Annotated in this window: 21 protein-coding genes; 13 read left to right on the plus strand and 8 right to left on the minus strand. The window is 70.1% G+C overall.

The window, feature by feature from the left end; genetic code table 11:
* Nucleotides 1-104 precede the first annotated feature (104 nt).
* Nucleotides 105-731, plus strand: a complete 627-nt coding sequence (locus tag ASD30_RS03695) for a trimeric intracellular cation channel family protein (protein ID WP_056677069.1) — start codon at nucleotides 105-107, stop codon at nucleotides 729-731.
* A 119-nt stretch (nucleotides 732-850) separates the two neighbouring features.
* Here the strand turns inward: ASD30_RS03695 and ASD30_RS03700 are convergent, their stop codons facing one another.
* Together ASD30_RS03700 and ASD30_RS03705 are read right to left on the minus strand one after the other, a co-directional pair.
* A complete protein-coding gene (locus ASD30_RS03700) occupies nucleotides 851-2,155 on the minus strand; it encodes a D-arabinono-1,4-lactone oxidase (protein WP_056677072.1) in 1,305 nt (434 codons plus the stop codon).
* On the minus strand, nucleotides 2,152-3,339 hold the full coding sequence (locus ASD30_RS03705) for an MFS transporter (protein WP_056677074.1): 1,188 nt from the start codon (nucleotides 3,337-3,339) through the stop codon (nucleotides 2,152-2,154). Before ASD30_RS03705 ends, ASD30_RS03700 begins: the two co-directional genes overlap by 4 nt.
* A 141-nt stretch (nucleotides 3,340-3,480) precedes the next feature.
* On the opposite strand from ASD30_RS03705, the gene ASD30_RS03710 reads away from it, so the two are divergent.
* The gene (locus ASD30_RS03710; RefSeq protein ID WP_056677077.1) at nucleotides 3,481-5,295 is read left to right on the plus strand and encodes a Xaa-Pro dipeptidyl-peptidase; all 1,815 of its coding nucleotides are present in this window, start codon (nucleotides 3,481-3,483) and stop codon (nucleotides 5,293-5,295) included.
* A 54-nt stretch (nucleotides 5,296-5,349) separates the two neighbouring features.
* Here the strand turns inward: ASD30_RS03710 and ASD30_RS03715 are convergent, their stop codons facing one another.
* Nucleotides 5,350-6,234, minus strand: a complete 885-nt coding sequence (locus ASD30_RS03715) for a hypothetical protein (RefSeq protein WP_056677081.1) — start codon at nucleotides 6,232-6,234, stop codon at nucleotides 5,350-5,352.
* Nucleotides 6,235-6,449: 215 nt separating this feature from the next.
* Nucleotides 6,450-6,845 carry a hypothetical protein gene (locus tag ASD30_RS03720; protein WP_156393499.1) on the minus strand — a complete coding sequence of 132 codons (396 nt, stop codon included), beginning with the start codon at nucleotides 6,843-6,845 and terminating at the stop codon, nucleotides 6,450-6,452.
* A 76-nt stretch (nucleotides 6,846-6,921) separates the two neighbouring features.
* Between ASD30_RS03720 and ASD30_RS03725 the strand changes: the two genes are divergently transcribed.
* From ASD30_RS03725 to ASD30_RS03745, 5 genes are all read left to right on the plus strand, one after another.
* Entirely contained in the window at nucleotides 6,922-7,428 is a 507-nt protein-coding gene (locus tag ASD30_RS03725) for a helix-turn-helix domain-containing protein (RefSeq protein ID WP_056677084.1), read from the plus strand.
* 121 nt (nucleotides 7,429-7,549) lie between these two features.
* Nucleotides 7,550-9,928 carry a M4 family metallopeptidase gene (locus ASD30_RS25905; RefSeq protein ID WP_082563532.1) on the plus strand — a complete coding sequence of 793 codons (2,379 nt, stop codon included), beginning with the start codon at nucleotides 7,550-7,552 and terminating at the stop codon, nucleotides 9,926-9,928.
* A gap of 161 nt (nucleotides 9,929-10,089) precedes the next feature.
* Nucleotides 10,090-11,175, plus strand: coding sequence for a ferrochelatase (locus ASD30_RS03735; RefSeq protein WP_056679232.1), 1,086 nt, complete (start codon nucleotides 10,090-10,092; stop codon nucleotides 11,173-11,175).
* Complete coding sequence (locus tag ASD30_RS03740; protein WP_156393500.1) at nucleotides 11,172-11,966, plus strand: inositol monophosphatase family protein; 795 nt, start codon at nucleotides 11,172-11,174, stop codon at nucleotides 11,964-11,966. The genes ASD30_RS03735 and ASD30_RS03740 overlap by 4 nt, the downstream gene beginning before the upstream one ends.
* Before the next feature lie 138 nt (nucleotides 11,967-12,104).
* Complete coding sequence (locus ASD30_RS03745) at nucleotides 12,105-12,395, plus strand: DUF4193 domain-containing protein (RefSeq protein WP_056677086.1); 291 nt, start codon at nucleotides 12,105-12,107, stop codon at nucleotides 12,393-12,395.
* A 74-nt stretch (nucleotides 12,396-12,469) separates the two neighbouring features.
* Here ASD30_RS03745 and ASD30_RS03750 read toward each other — a convergent pair whose 3' ends face one another.
* Both ASD30_RS03750 and ASD30_RS03755 read right to left on the minus strand, forming a co-directional pair.
* On the minus strand, nucleotides 12,470-12,814 hold the full coding sequence (locus ASD30_RS03750) for a DUF4235 domain-containing protein (RefSeq protein WP_056677090.1): 345 nt from the start codon (nucleotides 12,812-12,814) through the stop codon (nucleotides 12,470-12,472).
* A 228-nt stretch (nucleotides 12,815-13,042) separates the two neighbouring features.
* Complete coding sequence (locus ASD30_RS03755) at nucleotides 13,043-13,492, minus strand: DUF3093 domain-containing protein (RefSeq protein WP_235530044.1); 450 nt, start codon at nucleotides 13,490-13,492, stop codon at nucleotides 13,043-13,045.
* Nucleotides 13,493-13,544: 52 nt separating this feature from the next.
* On the opposite strand from ASD30_RS03755, the gene dut reads away from it, so the two are divergent.
* Genes dut through ASD30_RS03775 form a run of 4 tightly spaced genes read left to right on the plus strand, consistent with a single transcriptional unit; the run spans nucleotide 13,545 to nucleotide 15,857 of the window.
* Nucleotides 13,545-14,024: a dUTP diphosphatase gene (gene dut, locus ASD30_RS03760; RefSeq protein WP_056677094.1), complete on the plus strand. Its 480-nt coding sequence runs from the start codon at nucleotides 13,545-13,547 to the stop codon at nucleotides 14,022-14,024.
* Nucleotides 14,021-14,734, plus strand: coding sequence for a DUF3710 domain-containing protein (locus tag ASD30_RS03765; protein WP_056677096.1), 714 nt, complete (start codon nucleotides 14,021-14,023; stop codon nucleotides 14,732-14,734). Before dut ends, ASD30_RS03765 begins: the two co-directional genes overlap by 4 nt.
* Nucleotides 14,735-14,751: 17 nt before the next feature.
* The gene (locus tag ASD30_RS03770) at nucleotides 14,752-15,123 is read left to right on the plus strand and encodes an OB-fold nucleic acid binding domain-containing protein (RefSeq protein ID WP_056677098.1); all 372 of its coding nucleotides are present in this window, start codon (nucleotides 14,752-14,754) and stop codon (nucleotides 15,121-15,123) included.
* Nucleotides 15,120-15,857 carry a DUF3159 domain-containing protein gene (locus ASD30_RS03775; RefSeq protein ID WP_056677100.1) on the plus strand — a complete coding sequence of 246 codons (738 nt, stop codon included), beginning with the start codon at nucleotides 15,120-15,122 and terminating at the stop codon, nucleotides 15,855-15,857. Before ASD30_RS03770 ends, ASD30_RS03775 begins: the two co-directional genes overlap by 4 nt.
* A gap of 115 nt (nucleotides 15,858-15,972) precedes the next feature.
* Here ASD30_RS03775 and ASD30_RS03780 read toward each other — a convergent pair whose 3' ends face one another.
* Together ASD30_RS03780 and ASD30_RS03785 are read right to left on the minus strand one after the other, a co-directional pair.
* Nucleotides 15,973-16,638, minus strand: a complete 666-nt coding sequence (locus ASD30_RS03780) for a potassium channel family protein (RefSeq protein ID WP_056677102.1) — start codon at nucleotides 16,636-16,638, stop codon at nucleotides 15,973-15,975.
* Nucleotides 16,638-17,303 carry a potassium channel family protein gene (locus ASD30_RS03785; protein WP_056677104.1) on the minus strand — a complete coding sequence of 222 codons (666 nt, stop codon included), beginning with the start codon at nucleotides 17,301-17,303 and terminating at the stop codon, nucleotides 16,638-16,640. Before ASD30_RS03785 ends, ASD30_RS03780 begins: the two co-directional genes overlap by 1 nt.
* A gap of 80 nt (nucleotides 17,304-17,383) precedes the next feature.
* On the opposite strand from ASD30_RS03785, the gene ASD30_RS03790 reads away from it, so the two are divergent.
* Both ASD30_RS03790 and ASD30_RS03795 read left to right on the plus strand, forming a co-directional pair.
* A complete protein-coding gene (locus tag ASD30_RS03790) occupies nucleotides 17,384-19,447 on the plus strand; it encodes an APC family permease (protein WP_442938213.1) in 2,064 nt (687 codons plus the stop codon).
* Nucleotides 19,448-19,449: 2 nt separating this feature from the next.
* A complete protein-coding gene (locus ASD30_RS03795; protein ID WP_056677108.1) occupies nucleotides 19,450-20,604 on the plus strand; it encodes a class I SAM-dependent RNA methyltransferase in 1,155 nt (384 codons plus the stop codon).
* The last annotated feature ends 130 nt before the right edge of the window (nucleotides 20,605-20,734 follow it).

The raw sequence follows: 20,734 nt of genomic DNA on the forward strand, positions 1-20,734 counted from the left end.
CGCAGCGCAGGCGGCGCGCCCTGTGATCCGTCGCCGGGAAGCGCCATGAAGAGCGCTCGCGGATGGGGCAATGCCTGCGGCCGCGAACCCTCTAAACTCCGCTCATGTCCTCCATGCCGTTGCTGGTCACCTTCGACCTGATCGGCATCTTCGTCTTCGCGATCTCGGGAGCCCTGGTCGCCGTACGCAAGCAGCTCGACCTGTTCGGCGTGCTCGTGCTGGCCGGCACGACGGGGCTCGGCGGCGGCTTCCTGCGTGACGTCCTGATCGACGCGACCCCACCGGCGGCACTGGCCGACTGGCGTTACCTGACCGTGCCGGTGGCCGCCGGGCTGATCACGTTCGTGCAGCACCCGGCGCTGGGCCGCATGGAGCCCTACGTCAACGTCTTCGACGCCTTCGGCCTGTCGCTGTTCTGCGTGACGGGCACGATCAAGGCCATGGAGCACGGCCTCGGACCGGCGCCGGCGGCCCTGATGGGCATGGTCACCGGCATCGGCGGCGGCATGGCCCGCGACGTGCTCGCCGGTCGCGTGCCGGTCGTCTTCCGGGGCGAGCTCTACGCCACGCCCGCCCTGGCCGGGGCGGCGGTGGCGGCCGTGCTCCACCAGTACGACCAGCCGATCTGGCTGGTGGCATCGACGGGCGGCCTGCTCTGCCTGGTCTGGCGGCTGGTCGCGCTGCGACGCAACTGGCAGGCCCCGATGCCGCGCGGTTCAGCGAGCGTCTGAATGGGTCGCCGCGTCCGTCGTACGGCGGCACTTGTGCGGTGGTGTCGACGGTTCACCCGCGTCACGACGCGTGTGGAGCGACCGTAACCCCGCGTTACTCGCGGCGGGCGGGGCGAGTCTCAGTCGCCGAGGACGCGACGCAGGTAGGTGTTGGTGAAGAGCCGGTCGGGGTCGAGCCGGTCGCGCAGGTCGAGGAACTCCTGCCAGCGCGGGTACGCCGGCGCCAGGTCGTCCGCCGTACGCGTGTGCACCTTGCCCCAGTGCGGCCGCCCGTCGTGGGCGCGCAGGATCTCCTCGACGCCGCCGAAGTACGCCGTGTGGTCGGTACGGCGGTTGACGTGGAAGGCGAGATAGATCGAGTCGCGGCCCGACGACGTGCCGAGGGTGAGGTCGTCGGACGGTGTCATCCGCACCTCGACCGGGAAGCTGATCCGCCAGTCGGAGGCGTCGATCAGCCGACGCACCTCCCTCAGCGCGGCCAGTCCGGTCTCGCGGGGGAGGGCGTACTCCATCTCGCGGAACACCACGCGGCGCGGTGAGGTGAAGACGCGGTGCGGGACGTCGCTGTAGGTGCGTTCCGACAGGAGTCGTCCGGAGAGCTCGTTGAGCCGGGGCACCAGGCCCGGCGCCCGGTTGCCGAGGGCGTTCACCCCGGCGAAGGCGGTGTTGGACAGGAAGTCGTCGTCGAGCCAGGCCCGGAAGCGGGACAGCGGCTCGGCCTCGTCGGGCTCGAGGTCGAGGCGGTTGTTGACCTTGACCTGCATGCGGTCGGTGTGCGGGAACCAGTACATGTCGCAGTGGTGGTTGGCGTCGACGAACTCGTCGTACCGAGCCAGCGCCTCGTCCCACAGCATCGGCTGCTCATGGGCCTCGAGCACACCGAGCGGCTCGACGTCGAAGGTCAGCGAGGTGAGCACGCCGAGTGCGCCCAGGCCCAGCCGGGCAGCAGCGAACACGTCGGGGTTCTCGTCACGGGAGGCGCGCACGAGCGTGCCGTCGCCGACCACCATCTCGAGGCCGGAGACTTGCGCCGACAACGACGCCTTGGTGCCACCGGTGCCGTGCGTGCCGGTGCTGGTGGCGCCGGCCAGGGTCTGCTCGGCGATGTCGCCCATGTTGTGCAACGACAGTCCGAGGCGGGCCAGCTCGTCGTTCAACACGTGCAGGGGCGTGCCGGCGAGGGCGGTGACCGTCATCGCGTCACGGTCGACGGCGAGGATCCCGCTCAACGCGGCGGGACTCAGCTTGACGCCCTCGGGTGCGGCGATGCCCGTGAAGCTGTGGCCGGTGCCGACCATCTTCACCGTGGTGCCGCGCTCGGCGGCGTCGGTCACCGCCGCTGCCACCTCGGCCACCGAGGCCGGTGTCACGACGTCCGTGGGGTCGGAGGACTCCAGGCCTGACCAGTTGCGCCATTGCGTCATGGCGAGGAGGTTACTGGTGCCCGCGCACTCCACGCCGCCGCGGCACCGAGCAGACCGGCCGCGGCCGGGACCACGTACGCCGGCGAGGCGCCGTGCGCGTCGATCAGCAGGCCGGCGAGTGCCGCGCCGGGCGCGACCCCGACGCCGAGGCCGGTGTGCAGGATCGCCATTCCCTCCGTGAGGCGACTGGACGGAACGGCGCGTTCGGTGGCCGAGAGGGTGGCGATCAGGGTCGGTGCGATCGCCATGCCGCCGAGCAGCAGGAAGCCGCCCATCACGGCCATCGACCCGACGAAGGCCAGCGGCACCATCGTGAGCCCGAGCGCGAGCACGCCCCAGCGGGCCCGGGCGTCCGGGGGAGTGCGCCAGTTGACCGCGCCGCTGGCCAGCCCGGCGACCAGGCTGCCCAGTGCCCACAACCCGAGCAGGGGTCCGGCCCACTGCTTCGCGCCGTGTTCGTCGGAGAACGCCACGGTGATCACCTCGACGGAGCCGAAGACGACGCCCAGGGCCACGCACACGACGGCCAGCGGGATCACGGTGCGCCAGGGCATCGGCGGCCGGTCGCCACTGCTCGCGTGGTGTGCCCGCGACGGTGGCTGGGTACGGCGTTGTGCGGCCAGGGCCAGGGTGCCGGCCAGGCCGCACGTCATCGCGGTGACCAGTCCGGCCACCGGGTCCCAGGCCGTGGCCAGGAACGTCACGGCGGTGGGTCCGGTGACGAAGAGTGCCTCGTCGACCACACCCTCGAGTGCGTAGGCGGTCTGCACCGAGCGGCCGTCGGGGAGCACGTGCGACCACCGGGCCCGGACGCAGGCGCCGACCTGCGGGAGCGCACCCCCGGCGACCACGGCCAGGGCGTGCACGACCAATCGGCTCGCGTCGGCCTCGACCGCCCAGATCATCAGGGACAGGGCGACGGTGAAGAGTGTCTGCGCCACCGGCAGCACGACGTGCTGGCCGAAGCGATCGACGAGGCGCCCCTGCAGGATCGCGAAGACCGCGTTGGAGAAGAGGTACGCCGAGGCGACCGTACCGGCCAACCCGTAGGAGCCCGTGCTCGCCGAGATGAGCAGCACGATGCCGAGGCTGCCCATCGAGATCGGGAGCCTGCCGACGAACCCGCTCAGGCTGAACTGCCAGGCGCCGGGGGTGGCCAGCACGCGGCGGTAGGAGGACAGCACCGGTTGGTCCTTCGGGCTCACGGGGGTGGGACGTCACTGCGCAGCCTGTCAGACGAGGTGCCCTTGCGGCTCCCGGTTTTTCAGCTCTAGCCTGCGGAAGGCCGTGTGATCCACGCCATCTCTCTCGGGACAGGACCCACCATGCAACGCCAGACGTTCTCCCTCCTGGCCGGCGGCACCGCCGTCGCCCTCGCCCTCGCCGTCACGGCAGGGCCCCAACCCACGGCCGGTGCCGTCGACGACGGTGTGCAGCACCCGGTCTTCGTCGACGGCCAGGCGCAGCCGGTCTACACCGACTCCGCGAGCTGGATCCGCGAGGAAGGGTGGGCGATCGCCGACGTCGACTCGGACGGCGACGGCGCCCCGGACCGCATCCACTTCGACATCACGAGGCCGGCCGAGACCGAGGAGGGCGTCAAGCTCCCGGTGCTGATGGAGGCGAGCCCCTACTACGCAGGCGGCAACGACGTGGTCAACCACGACGTCCACCACGAGCTGTGGGAGCCGGGCAAGCCCGGCCGGCCTGACCGGGACTGGGTACGTCGCTCCGACGTCGGGCCCTCGATCATCAGCAACAGCATGGTCAACACCTGGGTCCCTCGCGGCTTCGCGGTCATGCACGTCGAGTCCGTCGGCACCGGCGAGTCCGAGGGCTGCCCCACGATCGGCGGCCCCGAGGAGACTGCCGCGGTCAAGGCCGTCATCGACTGGGTGGGCGGCCGGGCCCGCGCCGTCGACGCCGACGGCGCACCGCTGCGCGCCGACTGGACGACGACGCAGGTCGGCATGATGGGCACCTCGTACAACGGCACGCTGCCCAACGCGGTCGCGAGCACCGGCGTACCCAACCTCAAGGCGATCGTGCCGGTCTCGGCCATCGACAACTGGTACGACTACTACCGCGCCGACGGTGCCGTGGTCGCTCCCGGTGGCTACCAGGGCGAGGACGAGGACGTCCTCTTCGACTACGTCTACACCCGTGCCGACCGCGAGATCTGCAAGCCCGTGCGGGCGCAGATCGCCCGCGACCAGGACCGCACGACCGGCGACCACAGCTCGTTCTGGAGCAAGCGCAACTACCTGAAGGACGCCCGCAAGGTGCGCGCCGCCGTGTTCGTCGTGCACGGGTTGCAGGACAACAACGTCAAGACCCGGCAGGCCGCCGAGTGGTACGCCGCGGTGTCGCGCCGCGTGCCGCACCGGATCTACTGGCATCAGGGCGGTCATGGGGGAGCGGCACCGGCCACCGACCTCAACAAGTGGTTCACCCACTTCCTCTTCGACGTCGACAACGATGCCGAGACCGCGCCCCACGCGATCATCGAGCGTGAGGACGGCAACGACGTGACGTACGCCGACTGGCCGGTGCCCGGATCTGGCGACGTCGTGCTGCGTGGCTCGGCACCAGGTGACGACGCCACCGGCGACCTGTCGACCGTGCGCGGCCACGGGCGCTCGTCGTACGCCACGTTCTCCGACATCCCGACCCAGACCGTCGAGGACCTCGTCGAGTCCGGGTCGAGTGAGCACGGCCTGGTCTTCACCAGTGCACCGCTCACCGGCTCGCTGCACCTGAGCGGCACGCCCACGGCCGAACTGCGGTTCAGCCTCGGGCAGGGCGCCGCCAACGTGACCGTGGGTGTCGTCGACATCGCTCCCGACGGCAGTGTCGCGCGGGTCATCTCCGAGGGGTGGCGCGACCCGCAGAACCGGCGGCGCATCGACCGGACCCTGAGGGTCAGGCCCGGCCAGGCCTATGCGATGGACGTGACGCTGCAGGCCAACGACTACGTCTTCGCGCCGGGGCACCGTGTCGGTGTCGTGGTCATGCAGTCCGAGCTGGACTACACGATCCTGCCGCCGGCGGGCAACGAGCTGACCCTCGACATGTCGCGGACCACGTTCGGGCTGCCGTTCGTCGGCGGGCCGGAGGCGTTCCTCGACGCCACGCGCTGAGGGTGGTTCGGCTGGTGGCGTCACCCGGCGTCACCGGCGCCACAAGCCGGGGCGTCACTCCCCGGGGTTGAACCCGCAGATGCCGCCGTTGACGCTGTAGATCCACAGGCGGGCCGATGCGTCGGGGTGGTAGTCGCCGACCGCGCCACTGAACGGCGGCTGGCCACCGGGGTTGTCCTGGCAGGTGGCCTGCTCGGTCTCGGCGGGGGCGCCGCCGGTCTCGATGACGCGTCCTTCGCGGGTGACCACCCAGAATCCGCCGGACCGTCGGTCGGAGACGATGCCGACCACCCGGTCGTCGGCGGCCACGCGGCTGCGCACGGACCCGTGGTCGGTGGCGCCGTTGAGGGGCACCACCTGGCCGGCCGCCGTGACGACCCAGCCGCCACCGGACCCGTCGGCGGTGAAGGCCACGATGGGCGCGTCGACGACCGTGTCCTCTGCCGGACCCATGTCGGCGGCGTCGCCGAAGCCGAAGACCTCGCCGTTGCGGGTCACGATCCAGTAGCCCTCACCGGACTCGGTCACCTCGACGGCGACCACACCTGCGGTGGGGTAGATGTCGCCGTAGAACTCGGCGTCGGCGCCGACCGTGGTGATCCGGCCGTAGCTGGTCACGGCGTACATGCTGTGCCCGGGCGCGGAGACCACGTCGACGAAGGTGTCGGCCTCGATGCCGGGGATCCGCTCGTTCGTGCCGCGGCCGTAGGCGCCGTGGTAAAGCAGGGCTCCGTCGGCGCAGGCGACGTACGCCATCGGATGCTCGACCGAGGGGGCCGCGGACATGTCGGGCGCGACGGCGACCTGGCCGCCGTTTGTCTCGCACGGATCGTCGGCCCAGGCGAGGCTGGCGACGGAGGGCGGGGAGCTGATGACACAGAGTGCTGCCGTGGTGACGGCGACGGAGACGAGCGGCGTGATGAGCCGGGACGCGCGCATGCTGGAAACCCCTTGAAGTCCAAATGGTGGGACGGGCGGTGCCCGAAGGATCACCCTTGACGGACGGCTCGGGCTACGCCTCCACGGTGGCCGATCGTGGCCACGGCCATGATTGGCCATGTCGTTGACCGAGTCCAACACAGACGCACGGTCGGGGCTCCCGGTGCGCTCGACAACGCCGGGGGGAACCCGCAAAGGTGTTCCTCGTGCCCGACTCAGCCCACGACCTCGCGATCAGCCTCTACCGACTTGCCCGACAGAACGGCGACTGGTCCGACGACCGCATGACCGAGACGCTGGGCGTGACGCCCGAGGCCCTGGCGGCCGCGCGCGAGGAGCTGGTGCAGCTCGGCCTGGTGCGAGGCACCGCCGGTGAACGCTGGACCGTCGTCGACCCGATGCGCGCCGCCGAGCAGGTGCTCCAGGACCACGGCCGCTCGGTGGCCGACTGGTCGGAGACGGCGAGCCGGCTGGCCGCCGACATCGAGTCGATGGCCGCGCTGCTGCCCGCGCTGCGTGTGGTGGTCGACGACGACGCGATGAACACCGTCCTCGAGGGCAACGAGACCGCGCGTGCCTTCCTGGCCGAGCTCGGCGACTCGTTGCAGCACCAGCTCCTCACCGCGCACTCGGGGGGGCGCCCTGCCCCAGGAGGCGATCGACGCGGCCCTGCCCCAGGACCTCGCGGTGCTCGAGCGTGGGGTCGAGGTGCGCACGATCTACCTCACCAGCGCGGTGCGCAGCCTGCCGACCCTTCGCTACCTCGAGCAGCTGACCGAGGCCGGTGCCCAGGTGCGGATCCGCGACACCCTGCCCTTCCGCATGGTGCTGGCCGACGGCGTGACCGCGGTGTGCTCGATGAAGTGGGCCGAGGGGCGTTCCGGTGCGGTCGTCGTACGCGGCAGTGCCTACGTGCAGCTGCTCACCCGCATGTTCGAGTTCTGCTGGGCCGAGGCGACGCCGATGGAGGCCACGATCGGCCGGCCGGTCCGCACGAACGGGCCAGACCTCGACGACGAGCAGCGGCTGATGCTGCGACTCTTCGCCGACGGGCTCACCGACCAGGCCATCGCCCGCCAGCTCGGCGTCGCGCCACGCACCTTCACCCGCAAGACCCGCCTGCTCTTCGAGCAGCTCGGCATCGAGTCACGCTTCCAGGCCGGCGTGCAGGCCGTACGCCGAGGCCTCGTCTGACCCTCCCTCGACACTGACTGATCGCGGCCATGGCGCTTCTCGGCCAGCCGGAGATCGTTCCCCTCGTGGTGGGTGCCGCCACAAGATGTCGTGCACCACACCCCATCCGAAGGGAACAAATATGGTCGTGTCCGCATCCTCCATCCGCAAGGTGGCGATGACGACGACGCTCTCCGTGGTCGCGGCGCTCAGCCTGTCGAGCCTCGCGATCGCAGGGGCCAGCGCCTCGTCCTCGTCGGACCAGAAGGCCGATCCCACGCCGCGTGCCATGGCTGCCAGCGGCGCCAGCCAGTTCGTCAAGGGAGCACCCGCAGCGCTGCACGCGGGAGCGTCGGACAAGTTCGACGCCGGCACCGTGATCCGGTCCGGCAAGACGCAGTACGTCCCCTACGAGCGCACCTACAAGGGGCTGCCGGTCGTCGGCGGCGACTTCGTCGTGATGACCGACCTCCAGGGCAACGTGCAGGGCACGTCCGTCGCGCAGGACCGCAAGATCTCGAGCCTTGCGGTACAGCCGAAGGTCAGCTCCAGCTCCGCCCTCGACACCGCCAAGGCCCGACTCTCGAAGGTCGCCTCCGACTCGGCGCCGACCCTGGTCGTGCACGCACTGGGCAGGACGCCCCGCCTCGCGTGGTCGACCACCGTGGCCGGCACGAAGTCGGGTGCACCCTCGCGACAGACGGTGTACGTCGACGCGCTGACCGGAAAGTTCATCGACAGCACCGAGCACGTCGTCGCAGGTGAGGGCACGGGCGCCTACAACGGCCCGTCGCCGCTCGCGTTGGACACGTCCGGCTCCGACGGAGCCTTCGAGATGACCGACCCCGCGGTCACTGACCTCGCCTGCCAGGACGCAGCGACGGAGAAGACCTTCACCGGTCCCGACGACGCCTGGGGTGACGGCGACGCCACCAACAAGGAGACCGGCTGCGTCGACGCGCTCTTCGCGGCGCAGACCCAGAACAAGATGCTCGAGGAGTGGCTCGGCCGCGACGGCATGGACGGCGAGGGCGGCTTCCTGCCGATCCGCGTCGGCCTCGACGACCTCAACGCCTACTACGACGGCACCCAGGTGCAGATCGGGCACAACCAGGCAGGGGACTGGATCTCCTCCATCGACGTCATGGCGCACGAGCTCGGCCACGGCATCGACGACCACACGCCCGGTGGCATCTCCGGAAACGGCACGCAGGAGTTCATCGGTGACGTCTTCGGCGCACTGACCGAGGCCTACGCAGCGCAGCCGGAGGAGTTCGACGAGCCGGACTTCCTGGTCGGCGAGGAGATCGACCTCGTCGGGTCGGGCCCGATCCGCAACATGTACGACCCGTCGCAGGTCAGCGGTGACCCGAACTGCTACACCGACGACATCCCCAACGGTGAGGTGCACGCAACCGCCGGACCGGGCAACCACTGGTTCTACCTGCTGTCGCAGGGCAACAAGCCCGCCGAGGGTCCGGAGAGCCCGACCTGCAACGACTCCGACGTGAGCGGGATCGGCATCGAGAAGGCCGGCAAGATCGTCTACAACGCGATGCTGCTGAAGACCTCGGACAGCTCGTACCTGAAGTACCGCACCTGGACGCTGACCGCGGCGAAGAACCTCTACCCGGACAGCTGCACCGAGTTCGACGCGGTCAAGGCGGCGTGGGACGCGGTCGACGTACCGGCCCAGTCCGACGAGCCCACCTGTGAGGGTGGCGGTGACACGGACCCGACGGATCCCACCGACCCGACGGATCCGACTGACCCGCCGGCCGAGGGCGTCGACTTCACCGGCATCGCCGCGCTCGACAACTGCTCGGCCTCGGTGGTCCGCTTCGACGACTCGGAGCCGACGGACAAGGCCCTGGGCCTGACCAACGGCCACTGCTACGAGGGCGGCATGCCCGAGGCCGGCGAGGTCATCGTCGACCAGCCGTCGAACCGCACCTTCACGCTGCTCGACACGGAGGGCAACGAGGCCGGTGACGTCAGCGCGACCGACGTCCTCTACTCCACGATGACCAAGACCGACGTGTCGCTCTACCGGCTGGACAAGACCTACCAGGAGCTGGCCGACGAGTTCGACGGCTTCACGCCGCTCACCCTGGCCAAGGAGTCGCCGGCCGACGGCACGCCGATCGCGGTCGTCTCCGGCTACTGGCAGAAGGTCTACGACTGCTCGGTGGACTCCACCATCCCGCAGCTCAAGGAAGCGGACTGGACCATGGAGGACTCCGTGAAGTACCGCCAGCCCGGCTGCGAGACGATCGGCGGCACCTCCGGGTCGCCGGTGGTCGACACCGAGACCCACGAGGTCGTCGCTGCCAACAACACCGGCAACGAGGACGGCGAGAAGTGCACGATGAACAACCCGTGCGAGGTTGACGAGGAGGGCAACGTCACCGTCGAGAAGGGCGCTGCCTACGCACAGCAGACCTCGTGGTTCTACACCTGCCTGGCCGACGACAACTCGCTCGACCTGGCGAGGGAGGGTTGCCTGCTGCCGGCGGGCTGACGCCAACCGTGGATTGTTGCGCCCCGAGCCGTGGATCCTTGATGCAGCGACGTCAAGGATCCACGGCTCGGACGTCAATGATCCGCGGTTCGCGCATCAAGAACGCACGGTTCGCGCGGTCGGTCGGGGCGGGTGTGCAGGTGGTTCCTAGGATGGTCTGCATGCACTCCGATCCCGGTCCGTACGACGCGTTGCTGCTGGTCTCCTTCGGCGGACCCGAGAAGCCAGAGGACGTCGTGCCCTTCCTCGAGAACGTGACCCGGGGCCGCGGCATCCCGCGCGAGCGCCTGGTCGAGGTGGGCGAGCACTACTTCGGGTTCGGCGGCCGCTCGCCGATCAACGACCAGAACCGCGAGCTGCTGGCCGCCATCCGTGAAGACTTCGCCGGGGCCGGCCTCGACCTCCCGGTCTACTGGGGGAACCGCAACTGGGACCCCTACCTGACCGACGCACTCGCACAGATGGCCGCCGACGGCATCACCCGGGCCGCCTGCCTGGTCACCTCAGCCTACTCGTCGTACAGCGGCTGTCGCCAATACCGCGAGAACCTGGCCGAGGCCAGTGCCGCGGTCGAGGGCGCGCCGCGACTCGACCGGTTGCGCCACTACTTCAATCACCCGGGCTTCCTCACCTCGATGGTCGACAGCACCCTGGCCGCATTGGCCGAGCTGCGCGACACCGAGCGCGAGGATGCCCACCTGGTCTTCGTCACGCACTCCATCCCGATCGCCATGGACGACGCCAGCGGACCCCAGGGCGGGGCGTACGTCGCCCAGCACCGCAGCGTCATGCAGGAGATCGTCGAGAGGGTGCGCCTGGAGACGGGCCATCGCCACGCCCACGAGCTGGTCTATTGCTCGCGCTCCGGCGCTCCGCACGTCCCGTGGCTGGAGCCCGACGTCAACGACCATCTCGCGCGTCTGGCGGCCAAGGGGTCGGTGCCCGTGGTGGTGGTGCCGATCGGGTTCGTCTCCGACCACATGGAGGTCGTCTACGACCTCGACACCGAGGCGGCCGCGACCGCCGAGAAGCTCGGGCTCAGCTTCGTGCGCGCCGCCACCGCCGGGATCGACCCGCGGTTCGTGGCGATGGTCCGTGACCTCCTGCTCGAGCGCGCGGCCGCCGAGCGCGGGGAGGACGTCATCCGTGCCGCGGAGGGCAGCCTCCCGGCGTGCTGGGACGTCTGCGCGGCCGGTTGCTGCGCCAACGCCCGCGGGCCCGTGCCCGCCCTCGGCGGCCTCGATTGAACACCGACCTGCTGAACCTGGCCCGTGAGGTGGCCGGCGAAGCGGCCGCGTTCGTCGCCTCGCAGCGGGCCGGTGGGGTCTCGGTCGCCGCCACCAAGTCGAGCGCCGTCGACGTGGTCACCCAGGTCGACCGCGACTGCGAGGCGCTGGTCCGCGAGCGGCTGCTGGCCGCGCGGCCGGGGGACGCGTTCCTCGGCGAGGAGGGCGGCGGAGCCGGCGGTGAGACCGGGGTCCGGTGGATCGTCGACCCGATCGACGGCACGGTGAACTTCCTCTACGGCCTCCCGCAGTACGCCGTCTCGATCGCCGCCGAGCAGGACGGCCGGGTGGTGGCCGGTGTCGTGGTCAACGCCGCCACCGGTGAGGAGTGCTTCGCCTCCCTCGGGGGCGGGGCCTGGCGTGACGGCGTACGCCTCCGGGTGCGTGGCCCGGCGCCGCTGGCCGAGCGCCTGGTGCTGACCGGTTTCAACTACCAGGCCGGGACCCGGAGGGTGCAGGCCGCGGCGGTCGCGAAGCTGCTGCCCCTGGTGCGCGACATCCGACGCATGGGTTCCTGTGCCCTCGACCTCTGCCACGTGGCCTCCGGATCCGCCGATGCGTACGTCGAGGAAGGTGTCGCCGAGTGGGACTACGCCGCGGGCGCACTGATCGCCCGTGAGGCCGGTGCCCGGACCGAGGTGACGGTCGGTCGGGACGGCAAGGAGGCCCTCCTGTGTGCCCCTGCGCACGGCTTCGAGGAGTTCCGGGAGGCCGTGGTTTCGTGCGGGTTCCTGGCCCTCGATCGGGAATAGGTGGACCCCGGTGATCGTTGCAGCCGAGACATCGTGTGGAATGCGCGTGCATGTTCCCGGTTGATGGTGCACAATCTGGCGCCGGGACTCGCGCGAACAGACGACGACGCGACCGCAGTTGATTGACTGGAGAAGTTGATGGCGACCGATTACGACGCACCCCGCAAGAACGAAGAAGACCAGGGCGAACAGAGCATTGAAGAGCTCAAGGCCCGACGCCACGACAAGAACTCCGGCAAGGTCGACGAGGACGAGGCCGAGGCGGCAGAGTCCTTCGAGCTGCCCGGAGCAGACCTGTCCCACGAAGAGCTGGCCGTCGAGGTCAAGCCCCGTCAGGATGACGAGTTCACCTGCATGAGCTGTTTCCTCGTGCATCACCGCAGCCAGCTGGCCGATGCCAAGAAGCTGATCTGCAAGGACTGCGCGTAGGCGACAGCCCCGACACACGAAGAGCCGCAACCCCGACGCGGGGTTGCGGCTCTTGTCGTTGGCCGGAGGACCGGTCAGTCGTTGATGCCTGACGCCAGGACGTCGCCCGCGTCGGAGCTGCGCGAGGACGACGCCTTGCCGTCGGCCTCGAGGCCGGGCGGCAGGTGGCCGGTCGACTTGGTGAAGTAGTTCGCGGCCTTGCGGGTGGCCAGCATCTTGACGATGGCGACCGCCGTACCGCTCACGGCCGCCCACATCACGGCCTCCCACAGGTCCACGTCGGGGTCCGCCGGATTGGCCGGGGGAGTCTTTCCCGTCGCTGCCTTCCAGCCGCCGTTGAGCGCCTTCTTGGCGATCGCCGCGCTACCGAGCGCGGCGCCGAGGGAGAGTGCCGACCATGCCTTGGAGCCGGATGCCATCAGATCCTCCTGGGGGTTGGAATGCGTCCTCACCCTAGACGAGATGCCTGGAGGGGACCTGCCGGGCTCACGGTGCCCCGCATTCCGACCGGCGGCGTTGTCCTCGACTCGACGGGACTCCGTCCCGCCTTCGCTCGTCCGCCTTGCCGGATCGGGCGCGGATGCCCCGCGAGCTGATCCGGCACCCCTTGGAGCATCTCGTCTGGACGAGATGCCTGGAGCAAAGGCCTACGGTGTCGTGACCGCGGCCAGCGCGGCGACCAGTCGGTCGGGGTGACGCGTGCAGACCAGCCAGTACGGCGTGGGGTCCGAGGGGTCGGTGATCTCGATCCGCACGGAACGCTTCAGGTAGGGCCGCAACAGCAGGTAGGCGCGGGCATCGGCGTCCACGCCGGCCACGCGTCTGGTCCCCTCGGCGTCGAGCGCCTCGGCCGCACCGACGTACGAGAGGTCGATCCGGGCTCGCCCGGCGCGCAGCTGGCCGTCGCCGACGACGATGCGCGCGGCGCCGTACATCAGCAGGCACGTGGCCATGAGCGCCAGCGCCCCCAAGCTGATCAGGGCGGCCGCCAGGATGGAGGGGATCGCCACCGCGATCGCGAACCAGAGGGTCGCCACGAGCATGGTTCCCTGCACCCACCAGCGCAGCGACACGGTGAGCTGTTCGACGTACTGCACGAGGACCAGCCTTTCATCCCGGTGCCCATGACACGCAGGTAGGGTCGGTCACATGTCAGTTGCACCGGTCCCGGTCCGCATCATGCGTCTCGACCAGGACCTTCCCTTACCGTCCTACGCCCACGACGGCGACGCCGGCGCCGACCTGATGACCACCGTCGAGGTGACCCTGGCGCCGGGGGAGCGGGCGATGGTCCCGACCGGGATCGCGCTCGCCCTGCCCGACGGGTACGTCGGACTGGTCCATCCCCGTTCCGGTCTCGCGGCGCGCCACGGCCTGTCGGTCGTGAACGCCCCCGGCACCATCGACGCGGGCTATCGAGGCGAGATCAAGGTGATGCTGATCAATCTCGACCCCCACGAGGCCGTCACGCTGCACCGTGGCGACCGCATCGCCCAGCTGGTGCTGCAGCGCTTCGAGCGCGCCGACTTCATCGAGTCGGAGACGCTCGATGACACGGCGCGTGGAGCGGGGGGCTACGGTTCCACGGGTGGTTTCGCCACCGCAGACGCACAGAGGAGTGCCCAGTGAAGTTCGGACGCAAGTCCCGCACGACCGAGGAGTCGCCCGCAGCCGAGGAGAAGGCTGCGGAGTCGGGCACCGAGGTCGGAGCGGACGTCGACGAGAAGTCTGACGCGACCGCTGACGAGAACGCGGACGCCACGGCCGACGCGGAGACCCCTGACCCGGCGGGCGCGCCGCGTGACATCAGTGAGGTCGACGTCGAGAACGACGGGGTCGACCGCATTGACCTCGGCGGCATGCTGGTCGCCCCCGCGGAGGGCCTCGAGCTCCGGCTCCAGGTCGAGGAGGCCTCGGGCGAGGTCCAGAGCGTGCTGATCGCCGGGCCCACCGGCGCCGTCGAGGTGCGGGCCTTCGCGGCTCCGCGCAACGGCGACCTGTGGACCGACGTACGCCGCCAGATCGCCTCCGAGACCGCGCGTCAGGGCGGCACCGCCACCGAGCAGGAGGGCCCGCACGGCACCGAGCTGGTGTGCCGGCGCAGCGTCCGCGCGTCCGACGGCACCACCAGCCAGCAGCCCTCGCGGGTCGTGGGCTTCAACGGGCCCCGCTGGTTCCTCCGCGCAACGTATCTCGGCACCCCGGCGGTCAACGGCCAGCTGGCGGGCGCGTGGGAGGCCGCCGTGGCCTCGCTCGTCGTACGCCGCGGTGACGGGCCGATGGCTCCGGGTGACCAACTGCCGATCGTGGTGCCTCCGCAGGCACGCCGGGTCGGTTGAGTCAGTAGCCTGTTCCCATGGCCGAAGGCAAGGAGCGCAGCCGACTCCGGCGCGCGATCAGCAGCTGGGCGAACAGCACGGACCAGCACGCCCGTGACCTGCGTGAGAGCGTCGCCACGTCCGGCCTGACCACGATCGAGAACGCGCCGGACCGCGAGCGGATCCGGCTCACCGGCACCCTGCGCACGGTCACCCTGCGACCCCGTGGCGGAGTCCCCGCCCTCGAGGCCGAGCTGTACGACGGCACCGGCGTGATCACGCTCGTCTGGCTGGGCCGTCGCCGGATCACCGGCATCGACCCCGGCCGATCCGTCACCGTCGAGGGTCGCATCGGACTCCAGGAGCGCACCCGCGTCATGTACAACCCGCGATACGAACTGGCGCCGTGAACGACAGCGAGCCCGCAGCGCCGGAGGGCCAGGCCTCCCGGCCCACGACCGAGACCGTCGAGGCGCTGGTGCGCAGGCAGCTGTCGACCGCCCTCGGTGGCCGACGCGGCATGGTCGAGGCCGCCGTGCCCACGATCCTGTTCACGGCCGTGTTCCTCTCCACGAAGAACCTCCAGCTCGCGCTGGGGGTGAGTGTCGGTGCGGCACTGGTCGCGCTGGTGGTGCGCCTGGTGCAGCGCTCCTCGATCCAGTTCGTGGTCAATGCCCTGGTCGGGATCGGCATCGGCGCCCTCTTCGCGTTGCGTGCGGCGCGGGCCGGCGGCGACGCGAATGACCAGGCGCTGGCCTACTTCCTGCCGGGCCTGCTCTACAACGCCGGCTACGCCGTCGTGCTCTCCCTGTCGTGCCTGACCCGCTGGCCCCTGATGGGGTTCATGGTCGGCAGCGTGACCGGTGATCCGACGGCCTGGCGCCAGGACCCCCAGATCGTCAAGCTCTGCAGCCGCCTCACCTGGGTGCTCGTCGCGCCGTGCATCCTGCGCGTCGTCGTCCAGTCGCCGTTCTACCTGGCCGGACGCAGCGGGTCGATGGACAAGGACGCCGCGATCGCGGCCCTCGGCATCGCCAAGATCGCGATGGGCTGGCCGCTCCAGCTGGCCGCCCTGGCGCTGATGGTGTGGCTGCTGGCCCGCAACGCGACGCCGATGCGGGAGCCCCAGCCCGACCCGTCGTGAGTTTCGCTCGACCCGTCGTGAGTTTCGCTCGACCCGTCGTGAGTTTCGCTCGACCCGTCGTGAGTTTTTCTACGCGCCTTGAACTGGCGACGGGTCGCCTTGAACTGGCGACGGGTCACTCGGGGCGGGGGACCAGCATCCGCTCGAGCCGCTCCTCGACCTCCGCGGAGACCACGAACAGCAGCTCGTCACCGGCCTCGAGCGGCTGCTCGGCGTCGGGCGTGTAGACCTGACCGTCGCGCAGGATCGAGACGAGGGCACAGTTCTCGGGCCACGGGATGAGGCCGGTCGGCTCGCCGACGTACGGCGACTCCTCGGGCAGGGTCATCTCGACGAGGTTGGCGTTGCCCCGGCGGAAGGTGAACAGGCGCACGAGGTCGCCCACCGACACGGCTTCCTCGACGAGGGCCGACATGATGCGCGGGGTCGACACGTTGACGTCGACGCCCCACGCCTCGGTGAACAGCCACTCGTTGTTGGGGTGGTTGACCCGGCCGACGGTGCGGGGGACCCCGAACTCGGTCTTGGCCAGCAGCGAGGTGACCAGGTTGGCCTTGTCGTCACCGGTCGCCGCGATCACCACGTCGCAGTGCTGTAGGCGGGCCTCCTCGAGCGAGCTCAGCTCACACGAGTCGGCGAGCAGCCACTCGGCGTCGGGGACGCTCTCGGGCTTGATCGATCCGGCGTTCTTGTCGATCAACAGCACCTCGTGGCCGTTGTCGATGAGCTCCCGGGCGATGGAGCGGCCGACTGCGCCGGCTCCGGCGATGGCAACACGCATCAGTTCTTGTCCTCCGGGCCGGATTCGATCACGGTGTACGCCGCGGCGGCGTTCTCCTCGCGGATCACCACGTGGAGGAGGTCGCCCTCCTGGAGAACGGTGTCCTTGTTGGGCAGCATGCCCTCGCCGAGCCGGTCGATCCAGGCGATCCGGACCCGCGCCTGCTCCTGCAGGTCGATGGTGCGGTGGCCGATCCAGGGCTCGCTGACCGGCAGCTGGTCGACGCGGATCGTCCCCGACGGGTCGCGGAAGTCGGGCTCGGCGCCGGCCGGGAGGATGCGTCGCAGCACCTGGTCGGCGGTCCACTTCACGGTGGCGACCGTGGTGATGCCGAGGCGCTGGTAGACCTCGGCGCGGCCGGGGTCGTAGATGCGGGCGACGACCTGCTGGATGCCGAAGCTCTCACGGGCCACACGCGCGGCGATGATGTTGGAGTTGTCACCACTGGAGACCGCGGCGAACGCGTCGGCCCGGGCGATGCCGGCCTTCGCAAGCACTGCCTGGTCGAAGCCGTAGCCGGTGACCTTGTCGCCGTTGAACGATGGTCCGAGGCGTCGGAACGCATCGGGGTTGTTGTCGATGATGGACACGGTGTGGTTGCGGTCCTCGAGGCTGCGGGCAAGCGTGGAGCCCACCCGGCCACAACCCATGATCACGACATGCACAGCGCAGACGCTACCGCAGCGAGGGCCGCGTGGTGCGGCGGTGCGTCATGTGGCCCCGGATGGGGCTAGCCTGTTCGCTCGTGGGTGTCGGTGACGTTTCCAAACGGATCCTGCTGGGCCGCAAGCTCCGCAGCTCGCAGTTGGGTGAGACCCTGCTGCCCAAGCGTGTTGCCCTGCCCGTGTTCGCCAGCGACGCGTTGTCGTCGGTGGCCTACGCGCCGGACGAGATCTTCATCATGCTCTCGCTGGCCGGCGCCACGGCGTACACGTGGTCATGGAAGATCGGGCTGGCCGTCGCCCTGGTGATGATCGCCGTGGTCGCGTCGTACCGGCAGACCGTGCACGCCTACCCCAGTGGTGGCGGCGACTACGAGGTCGCCACCGAGAACCTCGGCCGCAACGCCGGGGTGACCGTCGCGGCCGCGCTGCTGGTCGACTACGTGCTCACCGTGGCGGTGTCGATCTCCTCCGGCGCGCAGTACGCCGCCTCGGCGTTCCCTGTGCTGTCGGGCCACGAGGCCACGGCGGCCGTGGTGCTCGTCGTGATCCTCACCGCCCTGAACCTGCGCGGCATCCGCGAGTCGGGCACGTTGTTCGCGATCCCGACGTACGCCTTCATGCTGGCCATCCTCGGCATGTGTGCCTACGGCCTGCTCCGCTTCGTCATCGGCGACCTCCCGCAGGTGGAGAGCGCCGACCTGCGGATCACCGAGTCCTCGGGCTACGAGGGTCAGCTGACCACGGTGGCGCTGGTGTTCCTGCTGGCTCGGGCGTTCTCCTCCGGTTGTGCGGCGCTGACCGGTGTCGAGGCGATCTCCAACGGCGTGCCCGCGTTCCGCAGGCCGAAGTCGCAGAACGCGGCGACGACGCTGCTGTTGCTGGGCATGATCGCGATCACGATGATGCTCAGCGTGATCCTGCTGGCCCGCGAGATGGGGCTGAAGTACGTCGACCCCCACGACCTCGACCGGCTCTCCACCGCCGACGGCAAGGCCCTGCCGGCCGACTACGACCAGCACACCGTGATCGCCCAGATCGCCCGCGCCGTCTTCGACAACTTCTCACCGGGCTTCTACTTCGTGGTGACGATGACCGGCATCGTGCTGGTGCTCGCCGCCAACACGGCCTTCAACGGCTTCCCGGTGCTGGGCTCGATCCTCGCCCGCGACGGGCTCGCCCCCCGGGCCCTCGGCTCCCGCGGCGACCGGCTGGCGTACAGCAACGGCATCGTGTTCCTGGCCGTCGTGGCGATGATCCTGATCTGGGCCTTCGACGCCCAGGTGACCCGGCTGATCCAGCTCTACATCGTGGGCGTCTTCGTGTCGTTCACCCTGAGCCAGCTCGGCATGATCCGGCACTGGACCCGCCACCTGTTGACCGAGACCGACGCCGCCGCGCGGCGCAAGATGCAGCAGTCGCGGATCATCAACACCATCGGCCTGGCGATGACCGGCGCCGTGCTCGTCGTCGTGCTGATCACCAAGTTCCTGCAGGGTGCCTGGATCACGATCCTGGCGATGATCGTCTTCTTCATCCTGATGAAGGCGATCCGCAAGCACTACGACCTGGTCGAGGAGGAGCTCGCCGCCGACGACCAGGACAAGATCCTGCCGACCCGGGTGCACGCGATCGTGCTGGCCTCGAAGCTGCACAAGCCGACCCTGCGGGCGCTGGCCTTCGCCAAGGCGACCCGGCCCAACGTCCTCGAGGCGGTCTACGTCGGCACCGACACCAAGGCGACCGACAAGCTCCTCGCCGAGTGGGACGAGCGCGGCATCGACGTACCCCTGAAGGTGCTCTACTCGCCGTACCGCGAGCTCGTGAAGCCGATCGTCGACTACGCCATCGAGATCCGGCGGGCCAACCCGCGCGGCGTCGTGGCCGTCTACATCCCCGAGTACGTCGTGGGCCGTTGGTGGGAGCAGCTGCTGCACAACCAGACGGCCCTGCGCCTCAAGGGTCGCCTGCTCTTCACGCCCGGCGTGATGGTGACGTCGGTGCCCTACCAGCTCCGCTCCTCGGTGGTGGCCCTCGAGCGTGAGCAGCGTGACCTGACCCGCACCAGGGCCGGCGACGTACGCCGGGGCGCGATCGGGTCCACGACGCGCAACCCGCGCGGCCCCCACAACGACCGACAGGACTAGCCATGTCTCCCCGCAACACACGAGCACGACAAGCCAAGGGCGCCTCGCACGTCGGTGAGCGGCACGAGGTGACCGTCGGGCCGATCGCCCACGGCGGCCACTGCGTCGCCCGCATCCCTGTCGCCGGGAGCACCGAGGGGGAGACCCGCGTCGTCTTCGTCCGCCACGCGTTGCCCGACGAGGTGGTGACCGTCGAGATCACCGAGGGCACCGAGGGCGACCGGTTCTGGCGCGGGGACGCCGTCTCCGTCGCGACGCCGTCCCCGAAGCGTGTGACACCACCGTGCCCCGTCGCCGGCCCGGGACTGTGCGGCGGCTGCGACTTCCAGCACGTCACGCCCGGTGAGCAGCGTGCGCTGAAGGCGCGGGTCGTGCAGGAGCAGTTCCGCCGGCTGGCCCACATGGAGGTCGACGTCGTCGTGGAGCAGGTGCCCGGCGACAAGGCCGGCCTGGAGTGGCGCACCCGCGTCGAGTACGCCGCCACGCCCGACGGACACAGGGGCATGCGCAAGCACCGTTCCCACGGCGTCGTGCCGATCGAGACCTGCCTGATCGCCGCGCCCGGTGCGATCGACACGAGCGTCTCGGGCAGCGCGCCCGTGATCGAGTCCGTGCACGGGCGCGAGTTCGCGGTGGCCGCCGACGGGTTCTGGCAGGTTCACCCCGGGGCTCCCGAGAAGCTGGTCGACACCGTCCTCGACTACCTCGACCCGCAGCCCGGCGAGAAGGCGCTCGACCTCTACTCCGGCGTCGGGCTGTTCGCCCGGTTCCTCGCAGAGCGGGTGGGGGAGGGCGGCCGGGTCGTCGCCATCGAGGGCAACAAGCAGGCCTGCGGCCACGCGCGCGACAACCTCGCCGAGCACCGCAAGGCCGTCGTCGGGGTCGGCACGGTCGACCGCGTGCTGGCCACGACGTACGACGAGCCGTTCGACGTCGTAGTCCTCGACCCGCCGCGTGAGGGCGCGCGTCGCAAGGTGGTCCTCCAGATCGTCGATAGGGCCCCGCGTGCGGTCGCCTATGTCGCCTGCGACCCGGCCTCCTTGGCCCGTGACGCCGCGACGTTCGTCGAGGCCGGCTACCGCCTGGAGAAGCTGCGCGCCTTCGACCTGTTCCCGATGACGCACCACGTGGAGTGCGTCGCGCTGTTCGTCCGCTGAGTGGGCGTTTCTGTTGGATCTTCCGCTTGACGTCATGTATCTTGACATCAAGAGACATTGCATTCGGCCTCGACGTCGTGGTTAGGCAACCCTTTCTTCCCAGGGGGTTGCGCACGGCGGCAAGATGGGC

This window comes from Nocardioides sp. Root140 (assembly GCF_001426745.1).
Taxonomy (GTDB): Bacteria; Actinomycetota; Actinomycetes; order Propionibacteriales; family Nocardioidaceae; genus Nocardioides.

Coding starts and splice junctions, on each gene's coding strand:
- ASD30_RS03695 (WP_056677069.1), top strand. CDS start 105: ATGTCCTCCATGCCGTTGCTGGTCACCTTCGACCTGATCGGCATCTTC.
- ASD30_RS03700 (WP_056677072.1), bottom strand. CDS start 2,155: ATGACGCAATGGCGCAACTGGTCAGGCCTGGAGTCCTCCGACCCCACG.
- ASD30_RS03710 (WP_056677077.1), top strand. CDS start 3,481: ATGCAACGCCAGACGTTCTCCCTCCTGGCCGGCGGCACCGCCGTCGCC.
- ASD30_RS03715 (WP_056677081.1), bottom strand. CDS start 6,234: ATGCGCGCGTCCCGGCTCATCACGCCGCTCGTCTCCGTCGCCGTCACC.
- ASD30_RS25905 (WP_082563532.1), top strand. CDS start 7,550: ATGGTCGTGTCCGCATCCTCCATCCGCAAGGTGGCGATGACGACGACG.
- ASD30_RS03735 (WP_056679232.1), top strand. CDS start 10,090: ATGCACTCCGATCCCGGTCCGTACGACGCGTTGCTGCTGGTCTCCTTC.
- ASD30_RS03745 (WP_056677086.1), top strand. CDS start 12,105: ATGGCGACCGATTACGACGCACCCCGCAAGAACGAAGAAGACCAGGGC.
- ASD30_RS03750 (WP_056677090.1), bottom strand. CDS start 12,814: ATGGCATCCGGCTCCAAGGCATGGTCGGCACTCTCCCTCGGCGCCGCG.
- dut (WP_056677094.1), top strand. CDS start 13,545: ATGTCAGTTGCACCGGTCCCGGTCCGCATCATGCGTCTCGACCAGGAC.
- ASD30_RS03770 (WP_056677098.1), top strand. CDS start 14,752: ATGGCCGAAGGCAAGGAGCGCAGCCGACTCCGGCGCGCGATCAGCAGC.
- ASD30_RS03780 (WP_056677102.1), bottom strand. CDS start 16,638: ATGCGTGTTGCCATCGCCGGAGCCGGCGCAGTCGGCCGCTCCATCGCC.
- ASD30_RS03795 (WP_056677108.1), top strand. CDS start 19,450: ATGTCTCCCCGCAACACACGAGCACGACAAGCCAAGGGCGCCTCGCAC.